Raw genomic sequence first — 19,259 nt, 5'->3', positions numbered from 1 at the left:
TTGGCCCGAACCTCGGACCAATCCTTTCTCTTGAAACGAACCTTAAGCGGATTTTTCCAGCTCAAACGCGTCGTGCAGGGCCTGCACGGCCAGTTCCATATACTTGCGGTCGATCAGCACGCTGACCTTAATTTCGGATGTGGTGATGACCTTGATGTTTACGCCTTCGTCGCGCAGCACGGCAAACATCTTTGCTGCGACGCCAGCGTGGCTGCGCATGCCGATGCCGACGATGCTGACCTTAGCCACACCTTCATCTGCAACCAGATCGTGGAAGTTAATCGTTCCGCCAGCCTTGGCATCTTCCATCGCCTTTTGCGCGCGGACGACCTGATCGACCGGGCAGGAAAAGGTCATGTCAGTGCGACCTTCTTCGCTGATGTTTTGCACGATCATATCGACGTTGACCCCGGCATCTGCCAGCGGGCCAAAGATCGCCGCAGCGATACCCGGCCGGTCCGCGACCGAGATCAGGGTCATCTTCGCTTCGTCACGCGAATAGGCCACACCGGCCACGACATTGCTTTCCATGATGTCCTCCTCGGCGCACACCAGTGTGCCCGCATTGTCTGATGGTTCCTCGAACGATGACAGCACCCGCAGCTTGACGCCAAACCGCATGGCCAGCTCGACAGAGCGGGTTTGCAGCACCTTGGCCCCGAGCGACGCCAGCTCTAGCATCTCTTCAAAGGCGATGCGGTCCAGCTTGCGCGCTTTACGAACGATACGCGGGTCGGTGGTATAGACGCCGTCAACGTCTGTATAAATATCGCAACGCTCTGCATCGAAAGCGGCGGCAAAGGCGACAGCGGTCGTATCCGATCCGCCCCGGCCCAGCGTCGTGATCCGGCCTTCTGGGCTAATGCCCTGAAAGCCAGCGACCACGGCAACCTTCATGCCTTCGGCAAACTTGGCGTTGATGTTGTCGGTCGGGATCCCCTCGATGCGCGCATTGGCATGGGCAGAGGTCGTCTGCACCGGCACTTGCCAGCCTTGCCAGCTGCGTGCCGGGATATCCATTTCCTGCAACCGCAGCGCCATCAGGCCCGCCGTGACGTTCTCTCCGGACGATACGACAGCGTCATATTCGCGTGCATCATACAGCGGCGACGTCTCGTTCACCCAGCCGACCAGCTCGTTGGTTTTGCCAGACATGGCTGACACAACGACGATCACGTCATAGCCATTGGCCACTTCCAACGCGACGCGTTTGGACGCGCGCGCGATCCGGTCAAGGTTTGCGACGGACGTGCCGCCGAATTTCATCACAAGTGTGGGCATGATATTTCCCTGTGCTTCCGCGCCGCCCTTTACGCGACGAGAGGCGCAAGAGCAATCCACATGCATGGAACGTCCGTATTCTTCTCTTCAAAAATATCCCGGGGGGCCGCGTAGCGGCGGGCGCAGAGCCCCCTTCAAGCCTTAATAAGGGTGATCTTCCCCGTCCCAAGTCTTGAAACATCCCGTCGTCGCCACGGATAAATCATCGAACCTGTCCAGTAACCCGCCTGCGGCCTGAACGGGCGTAATCGCAGCGCTGCTGCCGCCCATGTCCGTTTGCACCCAGCCGGGGTGATAAATCCCGACGGCGATCCCGTCATCCTTTAGGTCCGCCGCAAGGTTGCGGCCAAAGTTCAGTACCGCCGCCTTGGATGCACGGTAAACATAGGACCCGCCCGGCGCATGGGTGTCGGATGCCATCTGGCTGCTGATGATTGCGATCTTGCCGCCAGCGGCTTTGATGTTTGGCAAAAGCGCCTGAATGGTTAGGAATACGCCCGTCACGTTGACCGCAAATTCCTGCGCCCAAATGTCGGCGGTTAGATCTGCCACGGACTGGCCGCGATCCAGAAAAACGCCCGCGTTGCACACCAGCAGATCCAGCGGTGTATCGCCAAAATCCTGGGCCATCTGTGCGACCGAACCCGGATCGGTCACATCCAGCCGCATCCAATCTGTCGTTGGTGCATCACGGTGGGTGCCAATCACCTTTTCGCCGCGGTCACGATACCCTTCGAACATGGCCCGGCCAATGCCGCGATTCGCGCCAGTAATCAAAGTTGTCATGTCGTCACCTTTTCAATTGGTACGGCGGCGCGGCATAAACGGCAGCGGCAGCACGGGAATATCATCGGCCAGCAGGGCGCGCACATCTGCGCCCGTCGCCTCGCCGTAGATAGCGCGCTCTGGCGCGTCGCCCAGATGCATTGCGCGCGCCTCTTTGGCAAAACTGGTGCCGACGTCCTCTGCGTTTGCTTCGACCTGTTTGCGCAACTTTTGGACAGCAGCCTCTTTGCCGCGATCGGCGGCGACGGCGGGGGCCATGATCGTTTTGCTGACCTTCGCCGATCCGCAGACGGTGCAGGTCAGCTGCCCTGCCGCAGAGAGCGCAGCATAGGCATCAGCCGACTGAAACCAGCTGTCAAAGCGGTGATCACTGTCACAAATCAGGGTATAGCGGATCAAGGGTCACATCCGTTGCGGGGTGGGGCAAAGATAAGCTGACTGCGCCCGGATGCAACGGTTTAACCGCAGCTGGGCTTAAAGGCTATCGGGATCAAACGCTTCGACAATGCGCCGCAGTGCGGGTTCCTCCAGTTTCGACGCCGCCTTGCGCCGAGAGAACCACTTGCGCTTGCGTTCAGCCTTTTCCGGCCAATCGCTGGCGACCTGCAGAACTTCCAGCGGATAGACCATGACAACGACCGGAGTTGTCCGATTGGACAGCGGTTTCACATAGGAAAATACGCCAAGACAGCGGTCTACCGGGTGTCCGGTTAGGCCCGCTTCTTCCCAAGCTTCGGTTGCTGCGGCCTCTGCCGGGGTCTGTTTGTGCATCGGCCAGCCCTTGGGCACGATCCAGCGTTTCGTGCGGCGCGATGTGATCAGGCAGACCTCGACCTCTCCTGCTGCGTCGCGGCGCCAGCACAGAGCCGCGAACTGGCCGCGGACGTCCGTTTTTCCGCCGCGCAGCTTGAGCGGCAGCTGGGCGCGGGCGGGGAATGGCTGGTCAGGGGTGGCGTCGGCTGGCAAAGGTCTTACATCCCGTTTATATGCACCCTGTCGTCCCACACCCCCATGACGTCCGCAAGACGCAAACCCTGCCTTGGTTTATCGGGTCGGAAATATACCGCCATTCGTCATATGGCCCGTTTCATCCGCTACGTGTGCCGCGCGTATCGACGGTGATGGACCTGTGCCGCGCCATGGGTTGGATCGCGCCAGAGCAATATCTGAACAGCCCCCGCGCCAAGCCTGCGGCCCTGATGTCCTATCACACGCCCGAATATGTCGCCGCCCTGCAACGGGCAGAGGCGACGCAAACCGTCAGCGACACTGACCGCACGCGCCACGGCCTCGGCACCTCGAATAACCCCGTGTTCAAAGAGATGTATCGCCGCCCCGCGACCTCTGCTGGGGCGGCGATGTTGGCGGGCGAGTTGTTGCGCCGGCCCGGCACCGTGTTCACCCCTGCTGGCGGCACGCATCATGGATTTCCTGACCGGGCTGGTGGGTTTTGTTATCTGAATGATCCTGTGCTGGGCATTCAGTCCCTGCGCCGGAATGGGGCCGCGCGGATTGCCTATCTTGATATCGACGCGCACCATTGCGACGGCGTGGATCACGCTTTTCGAGACGATCCCGATACGCTGCTAATTTCCACGCACGAGGCGGGCCGTTGGCCACGTACCGGACCGCTTGATGATGCGGGCGCTGGCAACGTGCTGAACGTGCCGCTGCCCAGCGGCGCGCATGACGACGACATGGCCCTTGTGCGCGACCGCGTGATCCTGCCAGCGCTGGCGCTGTTCCGCCCAGACGCCATCGTGTTGCAATGCGGCGCGGACGCCGTAAATGAAGATCCGCAATCGCGCCTGTGTTTGTCCAATAACGCGCATTGGGCGATCTTGCGCGCGATCCGCCCTTTGGCGCCGCGCCTGATGGTGCTGGGCGGTGGTGGCTATAATCCGTGGAGCGTCGGCCGGCTTTGGTCGGGAAACTGGGCGATTTTGAACGATCACCCTATTCCTGATATCCTGCCTGACCCGGCGCAAAAGGTGTTGGCCGCGCTGCGCTGGGACGGGCAGCGCCGTATCGCAGTTCCGCCGCCGCATTGGATCACAACCCTGCGCGATGCGCCGCGCCCGGGCGCGATTCATGACGCGGTGCGGCACGCCTGCGATACGCTGTCGGCGCGTCTGCTCTCTTGGACGTAAAGGTGACTTGCAGCGGCTGCGCCCGCGCGGGATAGTCCGTTCATGAAACACATCGCCCTTCTTCTTTCGCTGCTTTTTGCGACCTCTGCGCAAGCCCGCGATCTGACCATTTTCGCCGCCGCAAGTTTGAAAGAGCCGCTGGACCAGTTGCTGCAAACCCAGCCCGGCGTCACCGCGACCTATGGTGGCAGTGGCACGCTAGCGCGGCAGGTCATGGCTGGTGCCCCTGCGGATCTGGTGTTTCTGGCGCATCCCGACTGGATGCAGGCGATGGATAAGGCTGGCGTACTGACCCCGGGCACCGTGACCGACCTGCTGGGCAATCAGATTGTGATTGTGGCCCCTGCTGGCACCCCTGATCTGGCGTTGACGCCCGATGCGTTCGCCGCTGCGCTTGGCCCGGATGGCCGCCTTGCCATTGGTCTGACGGCATCCGTGCCCGCCGGGATTTACGGCGCTGAATCCCTGACCGCACTGGGCCTGTGGGACACGGTGAAGGACCACTTGGCAGAGGTCGACAGTGTCCGCGCCGCCCTTGCCTTAACCGCGCGGGGCGAGGCACCGCTTGCGCTGGTCTATCGCACGGACGCGCGTGTCGAACCCGCCGTCACCATCGTCGCAACCTTGCCAGAGGATAGTCACACCCCGATCCTGTACCAAGCCGCCACCGTCGGCCCCGCCAATCCCGAAACCACCGCCTTGCTGGATTTGCTCAAATCCCCCGCCGGGCAAGCAGCCTTTGAACAGGCGGGCTTTATCCCGCTGGCTGCACCCTGATGTCGCTTGACGCAGCCGCCTGGGCCGCCGTTGCGCTGTCGCTGCGCGTGGCGTTGGTCGCGACCCTGCTGGGGTTGCCCATCGCGATTGCCGTGGCCTGGCTACTGGCGCGCAAGCAATTCTGGGGCAGGGGCCTACTGAACGGGTTGGTGCACCTGCCGCTGGTGCTGCCCCCCGTCGTGACGGGGTATCTGTTGCTGCTGGCTTTTGGCACCCAAGGGCCGATTGGCGGCTTTCTGCGCGACACCTTTGGGATCACGCTGGCGTTTCGCTGGACCGGGGCCGTGTTGGCCGCCGCGATCATGGCGTTTCCCTTGACCGTCCGCGCGATCCGGCTGGGATTCGAGGCTGTGCCACCCGGCCTAGAGGACGCAGCCGCCACCCTTGGCGCATCGCGCGCCCGTGTGTTCCTGACCGTAACCTTGCCGCTGATCGCCCCCGCCGTGCTGGCCGGGGCGGTACTGGGTTTTGCCAAAAGCCTTGGTGAATTCGGCGCAACGATCACCTTTGTCGCCGCAATCCCGGGGCAGACGCAGACGATCCCGTCGGCGATTTATGCGCTGTTACAGGTGCCCGGGCAGGACGGGGCGGTGGTATCTCTGGTCGTGATCTCGATCGTTTTGGCCATGGGCACGCTGGCGCTGGCCGAATGGTTGTCGCGGCGCATGACCGCCCGGATTGCCGGATGATTGATGTCGCGGTCACGAAGCGGTTGGGTGATTTCACCCTTGATGCCGCCTTTACTGCGCCTGCCGGCGTGACGGCGATTTTTGGTCGCTCCGGCTCTGGCAAATCTTCGTTGATTAACGGGATCGCGGGGCTGTTGCCGCTGGATGCAGGGTATGTGCGCGTCGGCGGCGCCGACCTGACGCGGCTGCCGGTGCATAAACGGCGGATCGGCTATGTCTTTCAGGACGCACGGCTTTTTCCCCATATGTCCGTCCTGCAAAACCTGACCTACGGCGGCAGCCATGACCGCGGCGCTGTGATCGATATGCTGGGTCTAGACGATCTGCTTGATCGCCGCCCGGCGTCCCTGTCTGGCGGGGAAAAGTCCCGCGTGGCTATTGGCCGCGCCCTGATGATGCGCCCGCAATTGTTGCTGATGGATGAACCCCTTGCCGCCCTTGATGCGCCCCGCAAGGCAGAGGTGCTGCACTATCTTGAACGGCTGTGCAGCACCGCGCGGATCCCGATCATCTACGTCAGCCATGCCATGTCAGAGGTCGCGCGCCTTGCGACGACCCTTGTTTTGCTGGACGCGGGCCGCGTGACCCGCGCTGGCCCGCTGGACGATATCCTGTCCGATCCCGCTGCCGTCCCGCTGATTGGTGTCAGGGAAGCAGGTGCCGTCCTGACCGGCACCGTGCGCGGATTGAACACCGCAGACGGCCTGACAGAGGTCGCCTTGTCCGCTGGCCGCCTGATCCTGCCGGGCCGCCTTGGCTCCCCTGGCGCACGCATTCGCCTGCGAATTCCGGCGCAGGATGTGATCCTGTCCACGGCAAAACCTGCCGGGCTGTCGGCCCTGAACGTGTTGCGGTGCCAAATTGCTGCGATTGAAATCGGTCAAGGTCCGGGTGTTGCTGTTTCGCTTGTCTCTGGCACGGACCGTTTGCTTGCGCGGATCACACGGCGTTCTGCCGCGCTGATGGGACTGGCGGTCGGGCAAGAAGTTCACGCCATCCTGAAAGCCACGGCCATGGCACCGCAAGATATCGGAGGCAGCGCATGAGTGACGCCGCACCATTGATCATTGTCATGGGGGTGTCGGGTTGCGGCAAATCCCATATCGGGGCCGCGCTGGCGCAGCGCCTTGGGCTTGGTTTTCTGGACGGGGACAGCCTGCATCCGCCTACCAATATTGCAAAGATGGCGCAGGGCATTGCGCTGAACGACGATGACCGCGCGCCTTGGCTTGATGCGGTCGGCGGCGCGCTGGGCGCAGGGTCAGAGGTGATTGCCTGTTCTGCGTTAAAACGCAGCTATCGTGACCGCATCCGCGCCGCTGCGACGGGGGTTGTTTTTGTGCATTTGGACGGCGCGCGCGCCGTGCTGGCGCAGCGGGTCAGTCAGCGCCCCGGCCACTTCATGCCGCCCGCACTGTTGGACAGCCAGCTTGCCACGCTACAGCCGCTGCAAGCGGACGAGGCGGCGGTTGTTGTTGATCTGGACCAAACACCGGAGCAGATCATCGCAGCTATTATTTCAACGGGTCTGTTCGGAACAGCGTGACCTTCAACCCGCCATGCGGCACCTGAAGCCGGTCCTGCGTGAAAGGCAGACCCGTCGCCTTGGCCAGCCCCGGCTCGCTTGTGACAAGGCCGACACGCCAGCCGCGAAAGCGGTCTTTCAGCGTCGCACCCAGCGCGCCGTACAGCGGAAACAGCAGATTGCGGTTGCCAATGCGCGCGCCGTAGGGCGGGTTGACCATGATCAGACCTGGCGGCCCGGCAGGACGCGGCAGATCGCTGATCGCGTGGTGGGCAAAGGTCGTGATATCGCCAACGCCCGCCCGCTGCGCGTTCGCCGTCGCATTGCGCACTGCGCCGGTATCGCGGTCCGAGCCGTAGAATTGCAGATTGGTGTCGCGCAAAGCGTAAGCGCTGCGCAGCGCATCAAAGGCGGCCCGGTCAAAGCTGGCCAGCTGCATAAAGGCGAAATCACGCGAACGTCCGGGCATCAGCCCGCGCGCGATCTCTGCCGCCTCGATCACAAAGGTGCCTGACCCGCACATCGGGTCCACGACGGGTTCGGTCCCGGTGTAGCCGCAATGCGCGAGGAACAGCGATGCCAGCGTTTCGCGCATCGGGGCCTTGCCGACAGCCTCTTTATGACCGCGTTTATGCAGGCTTTCGCCGCTGGTATCGACGGACATCGTCACCGTATTGTCGTCGATCCGCACCTTCAGCGTGATCGGGGCATCAGAGGCGATGGTGATCCCGGCCTCTTCTTTCAGGGCGGTTTCAATGCGCTGCTGGGCTGCACCCGCATGATAGATTTTCGATTTATGACAGGTGACTTCGACCCGGACAGGTACGTCGGCGCGCAGGGTGTCGGTCCATGGAAACTTGCGTGACCGCTTGTCTAACTGCGCCAAATGGAACGCCAAAAAGCTGCCAAACCGCGCAAGGACGCGCCCCGCGCCGCGCAGTTCCACATTGGCGCGCCACACATCAGGCCAGCCACCTGGAAAGCTGACGCCGCCCGGTACGGCTTGCGCCCCGGCAAAACCAGCGGCCTGCACCTGCGCCAGCAACAAAGGCTCTAGCCCCGGCGGCGCGGTCACGAAAATGTCGAATGAGGTATCAGTCATGCGCCCATCTAGCGCGAAACGCAGGCCCGCGCATCTGGAAAAGCGATTGCACCAGACGCACGGGATTTAGGCTTAGGGATTAGCTGGGGCGAAAGTTAAGCGCTGTCCCGTTAATACAATGCAGCGGCCTGTTGCCGACAATCAGGTGGTGACCCAGATGGCTGCCACAGCGGCGGCAATGGATTTCGGTCAGCGCAATTTCTGCATTCGGGCGCATGCCATAGGCAGGATTGGGGCCGTCGATATCGGTCATCACGGCGTTGGGTTCAGAATGGAAAAAGAACGAAAATCCTTTGTCCACGATGGTTTTCCAGCGCGAATCGTAAACTTTCAGATCGCAGCCTTTGCAGTGGTATTCGCCGTCTTTGGTTTCTTGCCACAAAAAGCTGGACTTGGGGACTTCAGTCTCACCCTCGCGCATGATGCTGTATTCAGTGTCGCTTAACATCGCGCGCCATTCGGCGTCGGTGCGGCGCACTTCGTAAGGATAGGACCGGTCGGGCTGGTAGCGACGGTTGACGCCGCCCAGATCGGCCGCGGCCCCCGGTGTGATATTCGCGCCTGCGCAGCCGGCGGCACCGACGGTCAAGGCTGCGACACTGCTTGCCGCAAAAAAGCGGCGCCGTGTTAGGTTGTCTGTCGTGGCGTCCATGTCGTTCCCTCGCGCGTTATATCGTGCCGCTCTCGTAGCTATCGCCGAGGTCTTAGGTTTTGGTGAATGTTCACCGGGGTGACGATCGCAATTGACAGCCATTAACCTGTATTAGGTCTTTGCGCATTATGACAGTTTTTTGCTGTGCTGATGACATGAATGTCACCGCGCTCGCTTTTCGTTTGCCGTCAAAGGTACCCCTTGATTGGGCTGATATGGACGTGGTCTGCTGCCTTGGTAAGGGCACCAAAGGTCTGAATCCGTCTAGGATACGGGCGGCGGGATGCGTGCGGCATAGGCCTGCGCGATCTGCCCTGCCGTCGTGATCCAGATGTCATCCCGGCGCTGGGCAATATGGTTTAGCGCGCGTCGCAGCTGGCGCAGGCGAAAGGGTTGGCCGACGATATAAGGGTGCAGCGCGATGCCAAAGACCAGCGGTTGCGCGACGCTTTGATCCAGCAGTTCGTCAAAGTTGTCGATGATCATATCGGCAAACTCTGCCGCGCCCGTTTTGCGCCCGACAATCGCAGGGATGTCATTGATTTCTTGGCCGTAAGGCAGGGACAGCAGCGGGCCGGACCTAGTGCGCATCCAGACTGGCTGGTCGTCCATGCACCAGTTCATGGTGTAGCTATATCCCGCCTCTACCAGCAGATCCGGCGTCACCTCGGTCTCTGCAATCCACGGGCTAAGCCACCCCTTGGGTTGTTGCCCGGCGTGCGCCGTGATCACATCAGAGCAATGGGCAATCATCGCCGCCTCTTCGGCCTCGCTCATGCCGCTTTGGCTTTCGGAATTGGTGCGGCCATGGCCTGCGACCTCGTCCCCGCGGGCGGCGTGGGCCGCCATCAGGGCGGGGGCGTAATCGTACATTTCGCTATTGGGCAGCACGGTGGCGGGCAGGTTCAGATCGTCCAGCAGATCAATCAGCCGCCACGCACCGACCCGGTTGCCGTAGTCGCGCCAAGCATAGTTCAAAACATCAGGCTCGGGTTCGGCATTACCGATCTGCGCGCCGTTTCCTGCCCCAAAGGCAAAGTGTTCATGGTTCACACCTAGATAGACCGCCAGCCGCCTGCCGCCGGGCCAGTCAAAATCGGGGCGCTGGGTGATCGGGGTGTAATCATAGCGTCCATGCGTTGGCAGGGTCATAGCGGCGCCTCTGCCAGGCCGGCACGGTCCAGCAGGATTTCCGCGCTGTCGTTCCAGATTTGCGTTTCAACGATTTTGCCGCCGCGCACCGTAAAGATGTCGATATAGCGGTTGCCGTCAAATGCGGTGCCGTCCGGCCAAGCGCCGTACAGATGCCCTGTATTATAGACGTGAACGTCGCCGGTTTCGTGATCCTGAACCGCATCGGTGCGGATGAACCGCTTTTTCACCCATGCATAGCGTTTGGCGTTGAACGCAGCCGTCTGCGCTGGCGCGGTAAAGGCGCGCCCGCCAGTAAAGGTGATCTTAATATCTGCCGAAACATACTTGGCGGCACCCTCTGGGTCAGGAACCATGGATCGTTCTAAATACGCCTCTACGACTTGTTTGGCCTGCGTCGCGGGGTCTGTCATTGCATCGTCCTTTCAAGCGCGGCGCGCAGGCCGTCGATCAACGGCACAGGGAAATCAGGCGCGTTGGCCGCCACGTCCACCATGCCTGCGCAGCCCAGAACAATAGCGCTGATGCCGTCTTCGGCCACCGCCTGCCGCGCCTCTGCCAATACGCGGGGAATGGCGGTGGCGGGATCGATATCAAGGTCCAGTACCGGTACACCGCTGGCGCGCACGCGCGCGCAAAGCGGGGTCAGGCCAAGGGCTGCGATGTTCCCTTCCAGCACCGGGATCGAGACGGCGAGCGTCGTTACCACGCTGAAACGGCCCAGCTGCGCGGCTTTGTCATAAGCGGCCTGCCCGATCCCGATTACAGGGCAGGGGACGAGCGCACGCGCCTCGGTCAAGCCTGTGTCGTCAAAGCAGCCGATGATGATGACCGTTGCGCCTGTGTCATAGGCCTTTTTCACCAGTACCAGCAGGGGCGGAATGCAGGCAGCACCGTCCTGCGGCCCTTGGATCGCGGGCGGGCCGTCGTGGGATGTCCAACCTTCGATCTGGGCATTGGGGCACATCTGGCGGGCGGTGGTCAGCAGCGTTTCGGTCATCGCTGCCGTGCTGTTCGGGTTGATGATGACGATCACAACACACCTTTACCCGCGTCCGATCCCGCCCGCGCCCGGCGGCGGTTGCCAATCAGCGCGATGGTCAAGAATACGCCGATAATGGCCAATGAAAACAAGGTCGTCAGCGTTCCCAGCGCATAAAGGACCGGAGAGGTGACATTCGTCGTCATCCCGTAAATCTCGAGCGGGAGCGTGTTGTAGCTGCCCGCGGTCAGCAGCGTGCGGGCGAATTCGTCGTAGGACAGGGTGAAGCCGAATAGCGCGACGCCAATCAGCGCGGGCGCAATAATCGGCAGCACAACATGGCGCAGGGTCTGCCACGGGCTGGCCCCCAGATCACGCGCCGCTTCCTCATAGCTTTTGTCGAAACGGTTGAAGACGGCGAACATGATCAGCAGGCCGAACGGCAGCGTCCACGTCAGCTGTGCCCCAAAACCGGATGTCGCCCAATGAACGGTCAGTCCCGTCTGGCTGAACAGCAAGCCGACGCCCAAAGAGATCAGGATCGACGGGATCACCAGCGCGGTGATGATCAGGTAAAATAGGATGCCAGAGCCCTTGAACCGGGTGCGGAACGCCAGCCCGCCCATGACCGACACGGTGACCGTCGTGACCATGACCATCAGGCCCAGCACGATGCTGCGGCTAAAGCTGCCCCAGATGTCGCCGACCGCCTGCTGCTGGAACAGGTCGCGGAACCAATAGGTCGACACGCCGCGCATCGGAAAGGTCAGGCCGCCGCCCTCGCCCTGAAACGACAGGATGCCGATGGTGATAGTCGGGCCGTAAAGGAACAGCATGAACAGCGCAAAGAACGCAGTCAGAACGTAAAATGACTTGGGGCGGGGTTCCATTACAGCTCTTTTCTTATGTCAACAAAGCGCAGCAGGATGGCGATGGTGATCAGCACGGTGGCCAGCAGGACAATCGCCGTGGCCGAGGCGCTGGGATATTGCAGCAAGGCGATATCGTTAGAGATCAGGCGTCCGACGTTGGCGGACTGTGATCCGCTCATAAAGCGAACCGTGATGAAGTCGCCCATGACAAGCGTCACGACAAAGATCGTGCCGATCATGATGCCGGACTTGGTCAGCGGCAGGATCACATTCCACAGGATCTGGCGGCCGTTCGCGCCTGCGTCCCGCGCCGCCTCTATCAGGGATTTATCGATGCGCATCATGGTGTTGAAGATCGGTACCACCATGAACAACGTATAAAGATGCACGAAGGCAAGGATCACGGCAAAGTCGCTGAACAGCAGCCAGTCAAGCGGCTCGTCCACCACGCCCCAACTGATGAGTGCGGAATTGGCGATGCCGTTGCGGCCCAGAAACGGGATCCAGCTGATCATGCGGATGATGTTGCTGGTCCAGAATGGGATCGTGCACAGCAGGAATAGGGCGATCTGCCATGTCTGCGTGCGGATATGAAAGGCAAGATAATAGGCAATCGTGAACCCGATGCTAAAGGTCAGCGCCCACGTGATAATCGCGTATTTAAAGGTGTTCAGGAACACGCTGTATGTGACGGGTGATCCAAACAGAAAATCGTAATTCTCCCATGAAAAGGCGGGGATGATGCTGAACTCTGTCGCCGTCCAAAAGCTAACGACACCGATCAGGATGATCGGCAGCACAAGGAACACGGCCAGCACGATCGCCAGCGGCGACACCATCAGCCAGCCGGTCAGGTTAGGTCTTGCTTGCATCACAGCGCCTTTTGATTGGGGGTGCGGCGCGCCGATACAGGCGCGCCGCAGGTTTCTTCACGCGGCGATGAATTCGTTCCACTTGCGGACCATGTACTGGTTTTCGTCCATGACGGAGTTCCAGCAAGCCACGGACCCCATTCGGTCATCAAAAGAGCCGCCGTCGCGCACATCGCCTGCCTGCGCTAGTGCGTCACCGGTGGGGGACGTGATAACATCGGTGGCAGCCTTGCCTTCGAACCAATAGCCCCACTCGTTTTCGGACATGAAGTTCTTGGATGTTTCAGGCACAGCGGAATAATAGCCCTGCCGCATCAAATAACCGCCGACCCAGCCGTCCAGATACCAGTCGATGTATTCATAGGCCGCGTCACGCTCTAGCCCGGTCAGGGATTTGGACAGGCCGATACCGCCGCCCCAAGACCGGTAACCTTCTTCCAGCGGCTGATAGACACATTCGATCCCGCGCGATTTGACGGCGGTGATGGCAGGCGACCACATGGATTGAATGACGACTTCGCCAGATGCCATCAGGTTCACGGATTCGTCGAAGGACTTCCAGAACGACCGGAACTGGCCGTTTTTCTTGGCTTCGGTAAAGATGCCAAGAGTCATGTCGATCTCTTCGCGGGTCATGTTGCCTTTGTCGGGGTATTTGTATTCGCCCATCGATTCCACGACCATGGCCATGTCCATGATCCCAATAGAGGAAATATCGAGGATCGAAGCTTTGCCTTTGAATTCGGGGTTCAGCAATTCGGACCAATTGGTGATGGGACGCCCGATCAGATCGGGGCGGATGCCCAGCGTGTCGGCGTTATAGATCGTCGGGATTAGGGTCATCCAACCGGACTCTTCTTGCACGAAATCGGTGCCGTCCGGGCCAGAGGTGAAGCCGACCGTATGTGGCGCGGTGCCCTGCGCAATCGTGCTGCCCGGGGTCAGCAGACCATTGCGGAAAATGCCCACGATCTTGTCGTAGTTCTTGATCTTGGATGTATCCATCGCCTGCAGGTTTCCGGCAGCCCAGACCTTTTTACAGATGAAATACTCGATATCTGCGATATCAAAACTGTTCGGCTGTGTGGCTGCCCGCTGGGTCACGCTGTCCGTATCAAGCGCTGTCATCTCTAGCGTAAAGCCAAGGTCCTCTTTCACCTTGTCGGCGACGTCGTTCAGGTTTGACACGCCAGTGCCGAACTGGCGCAGGGTGATGTCCTTGATGTTCTGCGCCCAGATCATTGGTGCGCCCAGCGTGGTGCCAGCGGCAAAGGCGGCGGTGGCGGCCCCGCCTTTCAGAACGGAGCGGCGGGAAAGTTTGGTGGCTTTGGTCATGGCATCTCTCTCTGTTTTGTGGGGACGCGGCGGTTCACGCCGTCAATTGGTGAAGGTTTTTGGCATCCCAGGTCAGACCGATGCGGTCGCCGGGGTGGTGCGGGGCGTCGAAATAGGCAGCATCAGGGACAAGGGCCGTGACCTCTTGATCGCCTGCGATGCGGGACATGACACTGACGTAGGTGCCTTGATATTCGATGGCGGTGACGTGGCCTTCCATCTGGCCGCTGCCTGCGGGGGTGACGCCGACGGCGTCGGACCGAATGGCGAAATGGCCTTGGGGCAGGGCGATGACGTTATGTCCGCCCATGAATTGCGCGACGAACCGGGTCTTAGGCGCGTTAAAGACTTCGCGCGCCGGGCCAGCCTGTTCGATGACCGCATCGTTCATCACGACAATCTCGTCCGCCAGCGCAAGCGCCTCGTCCTGCCCGTGGGTGACGTGGATGAAACTGATCCCCAGCTCTTTTTGCAGGTTGCGCAATTCGGTCCGCATCCTGACCCGCAAGAACGGATCAAGCGCTGACAGCGGCTCGTCCAGCAACAAGACCTGAGGGCGGGTGATCAGCGCCCGCGCCAGTGCGACGCGCTGCTGTTGCCCGCCGGACAGTTGCGCAGGCAGGCGGTCTGCAAGGGCGGTCAGATCGACCAGTTCCAACATCTCGGCCGCTTTTGCGCGGCGTTCCTTGGCATCAACGCCCTTCATCTTAAGGCTAAAGGCGACGTTATCCAGCACGCTAAGATGCGGAAATAGCGCGTAACTTTGGAACATCATCGCTGTGCCGCGCTTGGCAGGCGGTAAATTTGAAATGTCGCGGTGCGCCAGCAGGATCGACCCTTCGGTCACGCTTTCATGCCCGGCAATCATCCGCAGCGTCGATGACTTCCCGCAGCCTGATGGCCCAAGCAAACAGGTATAGCTGGCAGGGCGAAACCGATGGCTGACCGCATTCACCGCAAGCGCTGTGCCATAGCGTTTGGTCACGCTCACCAGCTCTAAATCTTGGATAATACCGCTCATATGGCCCCCGTGACTGCTGGGCTCAGCTAAGGGGCGGATTTGCACGCCAGCAAACAATTGCACGGATTCTAGCAGGGCGAGGCGTAGCTTTGCCGCTTTTTGTCGCAGAATTGGAGGTGGGTGCTCAGAAATTAGGATGAATATTGTATACAATTAACTCAAAGATTGGTGACGATATGGTGGTTGATACTCATCACGGGCTTGCTCCGGTCTGCGGGATTCGGCAAAATAGGGCGATGATACAACCAGTTTCCGCTTCACCCAGCGACCGCGTCATGACGGCGACGAGCCTTGCTCAGGATCTGTCTGCGGCGATTCATGCCCACCGAATCGCGCCAGGTACCAAGCTGCGAGAGGACGAGCTAAGCGACATTTACAGCGTGTCCCGCACCATCGTACGCAGTGCTTTGCAGGCGCTTGCGCATCAGAAGCTGGTTGATATTCAGCGTAACCGCGGTGCCAGTGTTGCTAGCCCTACGCCGCGCGATGCGCATGACGTGTTCGAGGCGCGGATCATGATAGAACCGCAGATGGCGCAGGCCGCGGCGCAAAAGGCGATGCCGGACGACATCGCGATTCTGCGTCAGCATATCGCCGATGAACATGCCGCCGTGCTGGCGGGTGATCGGGGGCAAGCGCTTGCGCTGTCTGGGCAATTTCACGTCGAAATCGCGCGTATGGCTGATCAATCGATCATCGCAGAATTCGTGCGGTCCTTGGTTGAACGCTCTAGCCTGATTATTGCCCTGTATTGGCGCAAGCCAAGCACGTTGTGCGAAAGCGACGCGCATCACGCACTGCTTGCGGCGCTGGCTTCGCATGATGGCCCGGCTACGCATAAATTGATGACGCAGCACTTAACTGATCTGCATAGCAGTCTTGATTTGCACATGCAGGGTTCAGAAATCGTTAACTTAAAAGACGCTTTGCGCCGATAACACCTAACCCAGTGATACCCCGGCGCAGGCGGCGGTATTGCGGATATGCGCGGCCATCGCGCCGGCGGCCTGCGCAGGGTCGTGCTGGCGCAGCGCTTCTAGAATGGCGCGATGCTCGCTGATGGATCCGCTCATCCGCGCGACAGCCGTGTTCGGAATCGGCACGCGTTGGCTTTCGGTCATCTTGTCGCGCACCGACTGATACAGCTGCCGCAGCATGGCATTCGGGCAGGCTTCCATGATCAGACCGTGAAAGGTCAGGTCTGCCTCGACGTGGGTGACCAGATCGCCAGCGGTCCACGCGTCTTCGAACTGCTGCGTTGCACGGTGCAGACGGTCGGCGATCACGTCAGTTATGTGCGGCGCGGCAAGGCGGCACAGCTCTGTTTCGATCAGCAGGCGCGACTGAAACACGTCGCTGATTGTAAATTGACCGTCAAATCGCCACGATTGTTGGCCCGCGTCAGTCGATACCTCTGTCCCCGTCACAAAGGTGCCGCGCGCGGGCAGGGTGCGCACAAGGCCCAGCGTCTCTAGGGTAAGCAGCGCTTCACGAAGCGAGGCGCGCGATACCTGCAACTGTTCAGACAAGATGCGCTGAGAGGGAATTTTCTCGTCCTTCGACAACTCGCCGGACTTGATCATCTCTTGCAGCCTGCGGGCGACAGTCTGGGTGACGCTACTCTTGCCGCTCATGTGGTTCATCCTGCAACTCTCGATTTGGCGCATTTTTATGCGTATAGCGCCTGATTTCCGATTTCCCCAGTGCCAAGCCTTGCCAGATGGCGATCTGTGTGCTTGCTATTGGTCAGACCGGTCTGACCGGTCAGACCAATAGTGAAGCAATATTCACATCAGCAACAGGGAAAACAGCAACATGATTTCATCGTTTAGCAAAATTGCCGCCATTGCACTGGCCGCTACCATGGGCACCGCCGCCACAGCGCAAGACCTGCAAGTCGGCGCAAACATCGGCAACGTGCCGTGGGAATTTCAGGACGACACCGGGGCCAACGTCGGGTTCGAAGTTGATCTGGTCAATGCCGTCGCCGAAAAACTGGGTCGCGGCGTGGAAATTGTGAACATCCCGTTTCAGGGCCTGTTCTCTGCCGTGCAATCGGGCCGGGTCGATATCGCCATGTCCTCGATCACGATCACGCAGGAACGCCTTGAGTCCGTGACCTTCGCCCAGCCCTATTATGACAGCGACCAGTCGCTGACCGTAACCGCAGACGGCCCCGCGTCCTTGGATGAGATGTCGGGCAAGGTCGTCGGTGTCGATACCGGTTCCACAGGCGATATGTGGGCGACTGAAAATGCGGCTGAATACGGCTTTGCCACGATCAACCGTTACGAGGGTCTTGCGCCTGCCATGCTCGACCTCGCGGCTGGCCGGATCGCTGGCTACATCTCTGACATTCCGGCGCTGCAGTATTACGTCAAGGACAAGCCAGAGCTGAAGGTCGTTCAGCGCATCGCCACCGGCGAAGCCTATTCCATGATGTTCGCCAAGGACGCGCCGCTGGCCACCGAAGTGAACGACGTGCTGAGCGCGTTGAAAGAGGACGGCACCGTCGCCGCCCTGCATGAAAAGTGGTTCGGCGCGACCCCAGAAGACACGACATCGACCGTGACCGTCATGGATATGCCCACCTTGAACTAAGCGCCAAAAGCACGGCCCTAACCGGGGCCGTGCGACCTTGACTGAAAGACGCTCATGGACTTTTTCGACACCTTTTTGAACATGGCGGTGCTGCGCCGTAGCCTGCCGATGCTGCTGGACGGACTGTGGCTGACGCTGCAACTGGGCGCTGCCAGTATCATTGCCGGGCTGGCGCTGGGATTAGTTGTGGCCTTGCTGGGCCTTTACGCCGTCAAGCCTGTGCGCCTACTGATGCGGCTTTATATCGACATCTTTCGGTCGATCCCGCTGCTGGTGCTGCTGATTGTCATCTACTACGCGCTGCCCTTCCTCGGCCTGCGCTTGTCCTCTTTTGCCTCTGCCATGACGGCCCTGACGCTGGTGTCGGGCGCCTACACCGCCGAGATTTTCCGCGCCGGGATCGAGGCGATCCCCCATGGCCAGTTTGAAGCGGCCGAAGCGCTGGGCCTGAACCAGCGGCAAACGATGTTCGATGTGATCCTGCCGCAGGCCGTCCGCATCGTGATCCCGCCGCTAACGAATAATTCGATTAACGTCATCAAGGACACCGCGCTCGCCTCTGTCGTTGCCATGCCGGACCTGTTGAAACAGGCGACCCAAGCGCAGGCTTTGACGGCGAACCCCTCGCCGCTGATCGGGGCTGCGCTGATCTATATCGCGTTCCTGTGGCCGCTGGTCCTGTTCGTATCCTACCTTGAACGCCGCTATCACGGGGGGCGCCGGGCATGAGCTACGTCAGCATTCGCGATCTGCACAAATACTACGGCACCTATCACGCCCTACGCGGCATCAACCTTGATATTGGCAAGGGCGAAGTCGTCTGCGTCATCGGCCCGTCCGGGTCTGGCAAATCAACCCTGATCCGCTGCATCAATCGGCTGGAAGACTTCGACAGCAAAAGCGAAATCCGCGTCGATGGCACCCCCGTCGTGCCGGGCCGCGCACTGGCCAAGGTCAGGGCAGAGGTCGGCATGGTCTTTCAAGGCTTCAACCTGTTCCCGCACTTGTCCGTACGCGACAACGTCATGCTTGCCCCGCGCCGGGTGCGCGGCACGTCCCGCGCGGATGCCGCTAAGTTGGCGGATCAACTGCTTGCCCGCGTCGGAATTGCCGAACAGGCGGACAAATACCCGCAGCACCTGTCTGGCGGTCAGCAACAGCGCGTCGCCATCGCCCGCGCATTAGCGATGGAGCCGCAGGTGCTGCTGTTCGACGAGCCGACCTCTGCCCTTGATCCAGAGATGGTGGGCGAGGTGCTGGACGTGATGAAATCCCTTGCCGGAACGGGCGTCACGATGATCGTCGTCACGCATGAAATGGGCTTTGCCGCCCAAGTTGCCGACCGCGTCATATTCATGGACGGCGGCGAAGTGATCGAAACCGGCACACCGCAGCAGGTGCTTGAACATCCAACAGAATCCCGCACGCGCAATTTCCTTGGCGCCGTGCTGAACCACTAAAG

At 60.6% G+C, this 19,259-nt stretch carries 23 protein-coding genes; 9 read left to right on the top strand and 14 right to left on the bottom strand.

Translation table 11 applies throughout. The features are described 5' to 3' along the window. Positions 1-42: 42 nt before the first annotated feature. The 4 genes from KBW81_RS13335 to KBW81_RS13320 all read right to left on the bottom strand — a co-directional run bounded on the left by KBW81_RS13335 (position 43) and on the right by KBW81_RS13320 (position 3,033). Positions 43-1,281, bottom strand: a complete 1,239-nt coding sequence (locus KBW81_RS13335; protein WP_254247508.1) for an aspartate kinase — start codon at positions 1,279-1,281, stop codon at positions 43-45. Positions 1,282-1,422: 141 nt separating this feature from the next. Continuing rightward, the gene (locus KBW81_RS13330) at positions 1,423-2,067 is read right to left on the bottom strand and encodes an SDR family NAD(P)-dependent oxidoreductase (RefSeq protein ID WP_254247507.1); all 645 of its coding nucleotides are present in this window, start codon (positions 2,065-2,067) and stop codon (positions 1,423-1,425) included. A 12-nt stretch (positions 2,068-2,079) separates the two neighbouring features. After that, positions 2,080-2,466 (bottom strand): DUF1178 family protein, encoded by a 387-nt coding sequence (locus tag KBW81_RS13325; protein WP_254247506.1) that lies wholly within the window; start codon positions 2,464-2,466, stop codon positions 2,080-2,082. A 75-nt stretch (positions 2,467-2,541) separates the two neighbouring features. Then, a complete protein-coding gene (locus tag KBW81_RS13320; protein WP_090185805.1) occupies positions 2,542-3,033 on the bottom strand; it encodes an NUDIX hydrolase in 492 nt (163 codons plus the stop codon). A gap of 20 nt (positions 3,034-3,053) precedes the next feature. On the opposite strand from KBW81_RS13320, the gene KBW81_RS13315 reads away from it, so the two are divergent. Genes KBW81_RS13315 through KBW81_RS13295 form a run of 5 tightly spaced genes read left to right on the top strand, consistent with a single transcriptional unit; the run spans position 3,054 to position 7,229 of the window. Continuing rightward, a complete protein-coding gene (locus tag KBW81_RS13315; RefSeq protein WP_254247505.1) occupies positions 3,054-4,217 on the top strand; it encodes an acetoin utilization protein AcuC in 1,164 nt (387 codons plus the stop codon). Between the two features lie 42 nt (positions 4,218-4,259). Continuing rightward, on the top strand, positions 4,260-4,994 hold the full coding sequence (gene modA, locus KBW81_RS13310) for a molybdate ABC transporter substrate-binding protein (protein ID WP_254247504.1): 735 nt from the start codon (positions 4,260-4,262) through the stop codon (positions 4,992-4,994). Then, positions 4,994-5,683 carry a molybdate ABC transporter permease subunit gene (modB, locus tag KBW81_RS13305; RefSeq protein ID WP_254247503.1) on the top strand — a complete coding sequence of 230 codons (690 nt, stop codon included), beginning with the start codon at positions 4,994-4,996 and terminating at the stop codon, positions 5,681-5,683. The genes modA and modB overlap by 1 nt, the downstream gene beginning before the upstream one ends. After that, complete coding sequence (gene modC, locus KBW81_RS13300) at positions 5,680-6,729, top strand: molybdenum ABC transporter ATP-binding protein (RefSeq protein ID WP_254247502.1); 1,050 nt, start codon at positions 5,680-5,682, stop codon at positions 6,727-6,729. Before modB ends, modC begins: the two co-directional genes overlap by 4 nt. After that, complete coding sequence (locus KBW81_RS13295) at positions 6,726-7,229, top strand: gluconokinase (protein ID WP_254247501.1); 504 nt, start codon at positions 6,726-6,728, stop codon at positions 7,227-7,229. Before modC ends, KBW81_RS13295 begins: the two co-directional genes overlap by 4 nt. On the opposite strand, the gene KBW81_RS13290 is transcribed toward KBW81_RS13295, so the two are convergent. The 9 genes from KBW81_RS13290 to KBW81_RS13250 all read right to left on the bottom strand — a co-directional run bounded on the left by KBW81_RS13290 (position 7,198) and on the right by KBW81_RS13250 (position 15,196). Then, entirely contained in the window at positions 7,198-8,310 is a 1,113-nt protein-coding gene (locus KBW81_RS13290; protein ID WP_254247500.1) for a THUMP domain-containing class I SAM-dependent RNA methyltransferase, read from the bottom strand. The two genes, KBW81_RS13295 and KBW81_RS13290, sit on opposite strands and share 32 nt — an antisense overlap. Before the next feature lie 79 nt (positions 8,311-8,389). Next, positions 8,390-8,962 (bottom strand): peptide-methionine (R)-S-oxide reductase, encoded by a 573-nt coding sequence (locus KBW81_RS13285; RefSeq protein WP_254247499.1) that lies wholly within the window; start codon positions 8,960-8,962, stop codon positions 8,390-8,392. Between the two features lie 264 nt (positions 8,963-9,226). After that, positions 9,227-10,114 carry a polysaccharide deacetylase family protein gene (locus tag KBW81_RS13280; RefSeq protein ID WP_254247498.1) on the bottom strand — a complete coding sequence of 296 codons (888 nt, stop codon included), beginning with the start codon at positions 10,112-10,114 and terminating at the stop codon, positions 9,227-9,229. Further along, positions 10,111-10,527 carry a nuclear transport factor 2 family protein gene (locus KBW81_RS13275; RefSeq protein ID WP_254247497.1) on the bottom strand — a complete coding sequence of 139 codons (417 nt, stop codon included), beginning with the start codon at positions 10,525-10,527 and terminating at the stop codon, positions 10,111-10,113. The genes KBW81_RS13280 and KBW81_RS13275 overlap by 4 nt, the downstream gene beginning before the upstream one ends. Beyond that, complete coding sequence (locus tag KBW81_RS13270) at positions 10,524-11,150, bottom strand: aspartate/glutamate racemase family protein (RefSeq protein ID WP_254247496.1); 627 nt, start codon at positions 11,148-11,150, stop codon at positions 10,524-10,526. Before KBW81_RS13270 ends, KBW81_RS13275 begins: the two co-directional genes overlap by 4 nt. Then, positions 11,147-11,986: an ABC transporter permease gene (locus tag KBW81_RS13265; RefSeq protein WP_090185830.1), complete on the bottom strand. Its 840-nt coding sequence runs from the start codon at positions 11,984-11,986 to the stop codon at positions 11,147-11,149. Before KBW81_RS13265 ends, KBW81_RS13270 begins: the two co-directional genes overlap by 4 nt. Further along, on the bottom strand, positions 11,986-12,840 hold the full coding sequence (locus tag KBW81_RS13260; RefSeq protein WP_254247495.1) for an ABC transporter permease: 855 nt from the start codon (positions 12,838-12,840) through the stop codon (positions 11,986-11,988). The genes KBW81_RS13265 and KBW81_RS13260 overlap by 1 nt, the downstream gene beginning before the upstream one ends. Positions 12,841-12,897: 57 nt before the next feature. Beyond that, complete coding sequence (locus KBW81_RS13255) at positions 12,898-14,175, bottom strand: ABC transporter substrate-binding protein (RefSeq protein WP_254247494.1); 1,278 nt, start codon at positions 14,173-14,175, stop codon at positions 12,898-12,900. 34 nt (positions 14,176-14,209) lie between these two features. Beyond that, positions 14,210-15,196 carry an ABC transporter ATP-binding protein gene (locus tag KBW81_RS13250; RefSeq protein ID WP_090185839.1) on the bottom strand — a complete coding sequence of 329 codons (987 nt, stop codon included), beginning with the start codon at positions 15,194-15,196 and terminating at the stop codon, positions 14,210-14,212. A 275-nt stretch (positions 15,197-15,471) separates the two neighbouring features. Between KBW81_RS13250 and KBW81_RS13245 the strand changes: the two genes are divergently transcribed. Continuing rightward, positions 15,472-16,134 (top strand): GntR family transcriptional regulator, encoded by a 663-nt coding sequence (locus KBW81_RS13245; protein ID WP_254247493.1) that lies wholly within the window; start codon positions 15,472-15,474, stop codon positions 16,132-16,134. A gap of 3 nt (positions 16,135-16,137) precedes the next feature. Here KBW81_RS13245 and KBW81_RS13240 read toward each other — a convergent pair whose 3' ends face one another. Next, positions 16,138-16,830 carry a FadR/GntR family transcriptional regulator gene (locus KBW81_RS13240; protein ID WP_254247492.1) on the bottom strand — a complete coding sequence of 231 codons (693 nt, stop codon included), beginning with the start codon at positions 16,828-16,830 and terminating at the stop codon, positions 16,138-16,140. Between the two features lie 181 nt (positions 16,831-17,011). Here KBW81_RS13240 and KBW81_RS13235 point away from each other — a divergent pair, with 181 nt between their 5' ends. The 3 genes from KBW81_RS13235 to KBW81_RS13225 are packed head-to-tail and all read left to right on the top strand — an operon-like array spanning position 17,012 to position 19,257. After that, positions 17,012-17,797, top strand: coding sequence for a transporter substrate-binding domain-containing protein (locus KBW81_RS13235; protein ID WP_254247491.1), 786 nt, complete (start codon positions 17,012-17,014; stop codon positions 17,795-17,797). 54 nt (positions 17,798-17,851) lie between these two features. Then, positions 17,852-18,526, top strand: coding sequence for an amino acid ABC transporter permease (locus KBW81_RS13230; protein WP_090185849.1), 675 nt, complete (start codon positions 17,852-17,854; stop codon positions 18,524-18,526). Continuing rightward, positions 18,523-19,257 carry an amino acid ABC transporter ATP-binding protein gene (locus KBW81_RS13225; RefSeq protein ID WP_090185850.1) on the top strand — a complete coding sequence of 245 codons (735 nt, stop codon included), beginning with the start codon at positions 18,523-18,525 and terminating at the stop codon, positions 19,255-19,257. The genes KBW81_RS13230 and KBW81_RS13225 overlap by 4 nt, the downstream gene beginning before the upstream one ends. The last annotated feature ends 2 nt before the right edge of the window (positions 19,258-19,259 follow it).

This window comes from Loktanella salsilacus (assembly GCF_024206795.1).
In the GTDB taxonomy this organism is placed as follows: domain Bacteria; phylum Pseudomonadota; class Alphaproteobacteria; order Rhodobacterales; family Rhodobacteraceae; genus Loktanella; species Loktanella salsilacus.
This window is presented reverse-complemented; position numbering and strand designations above follow the sequence as displayed.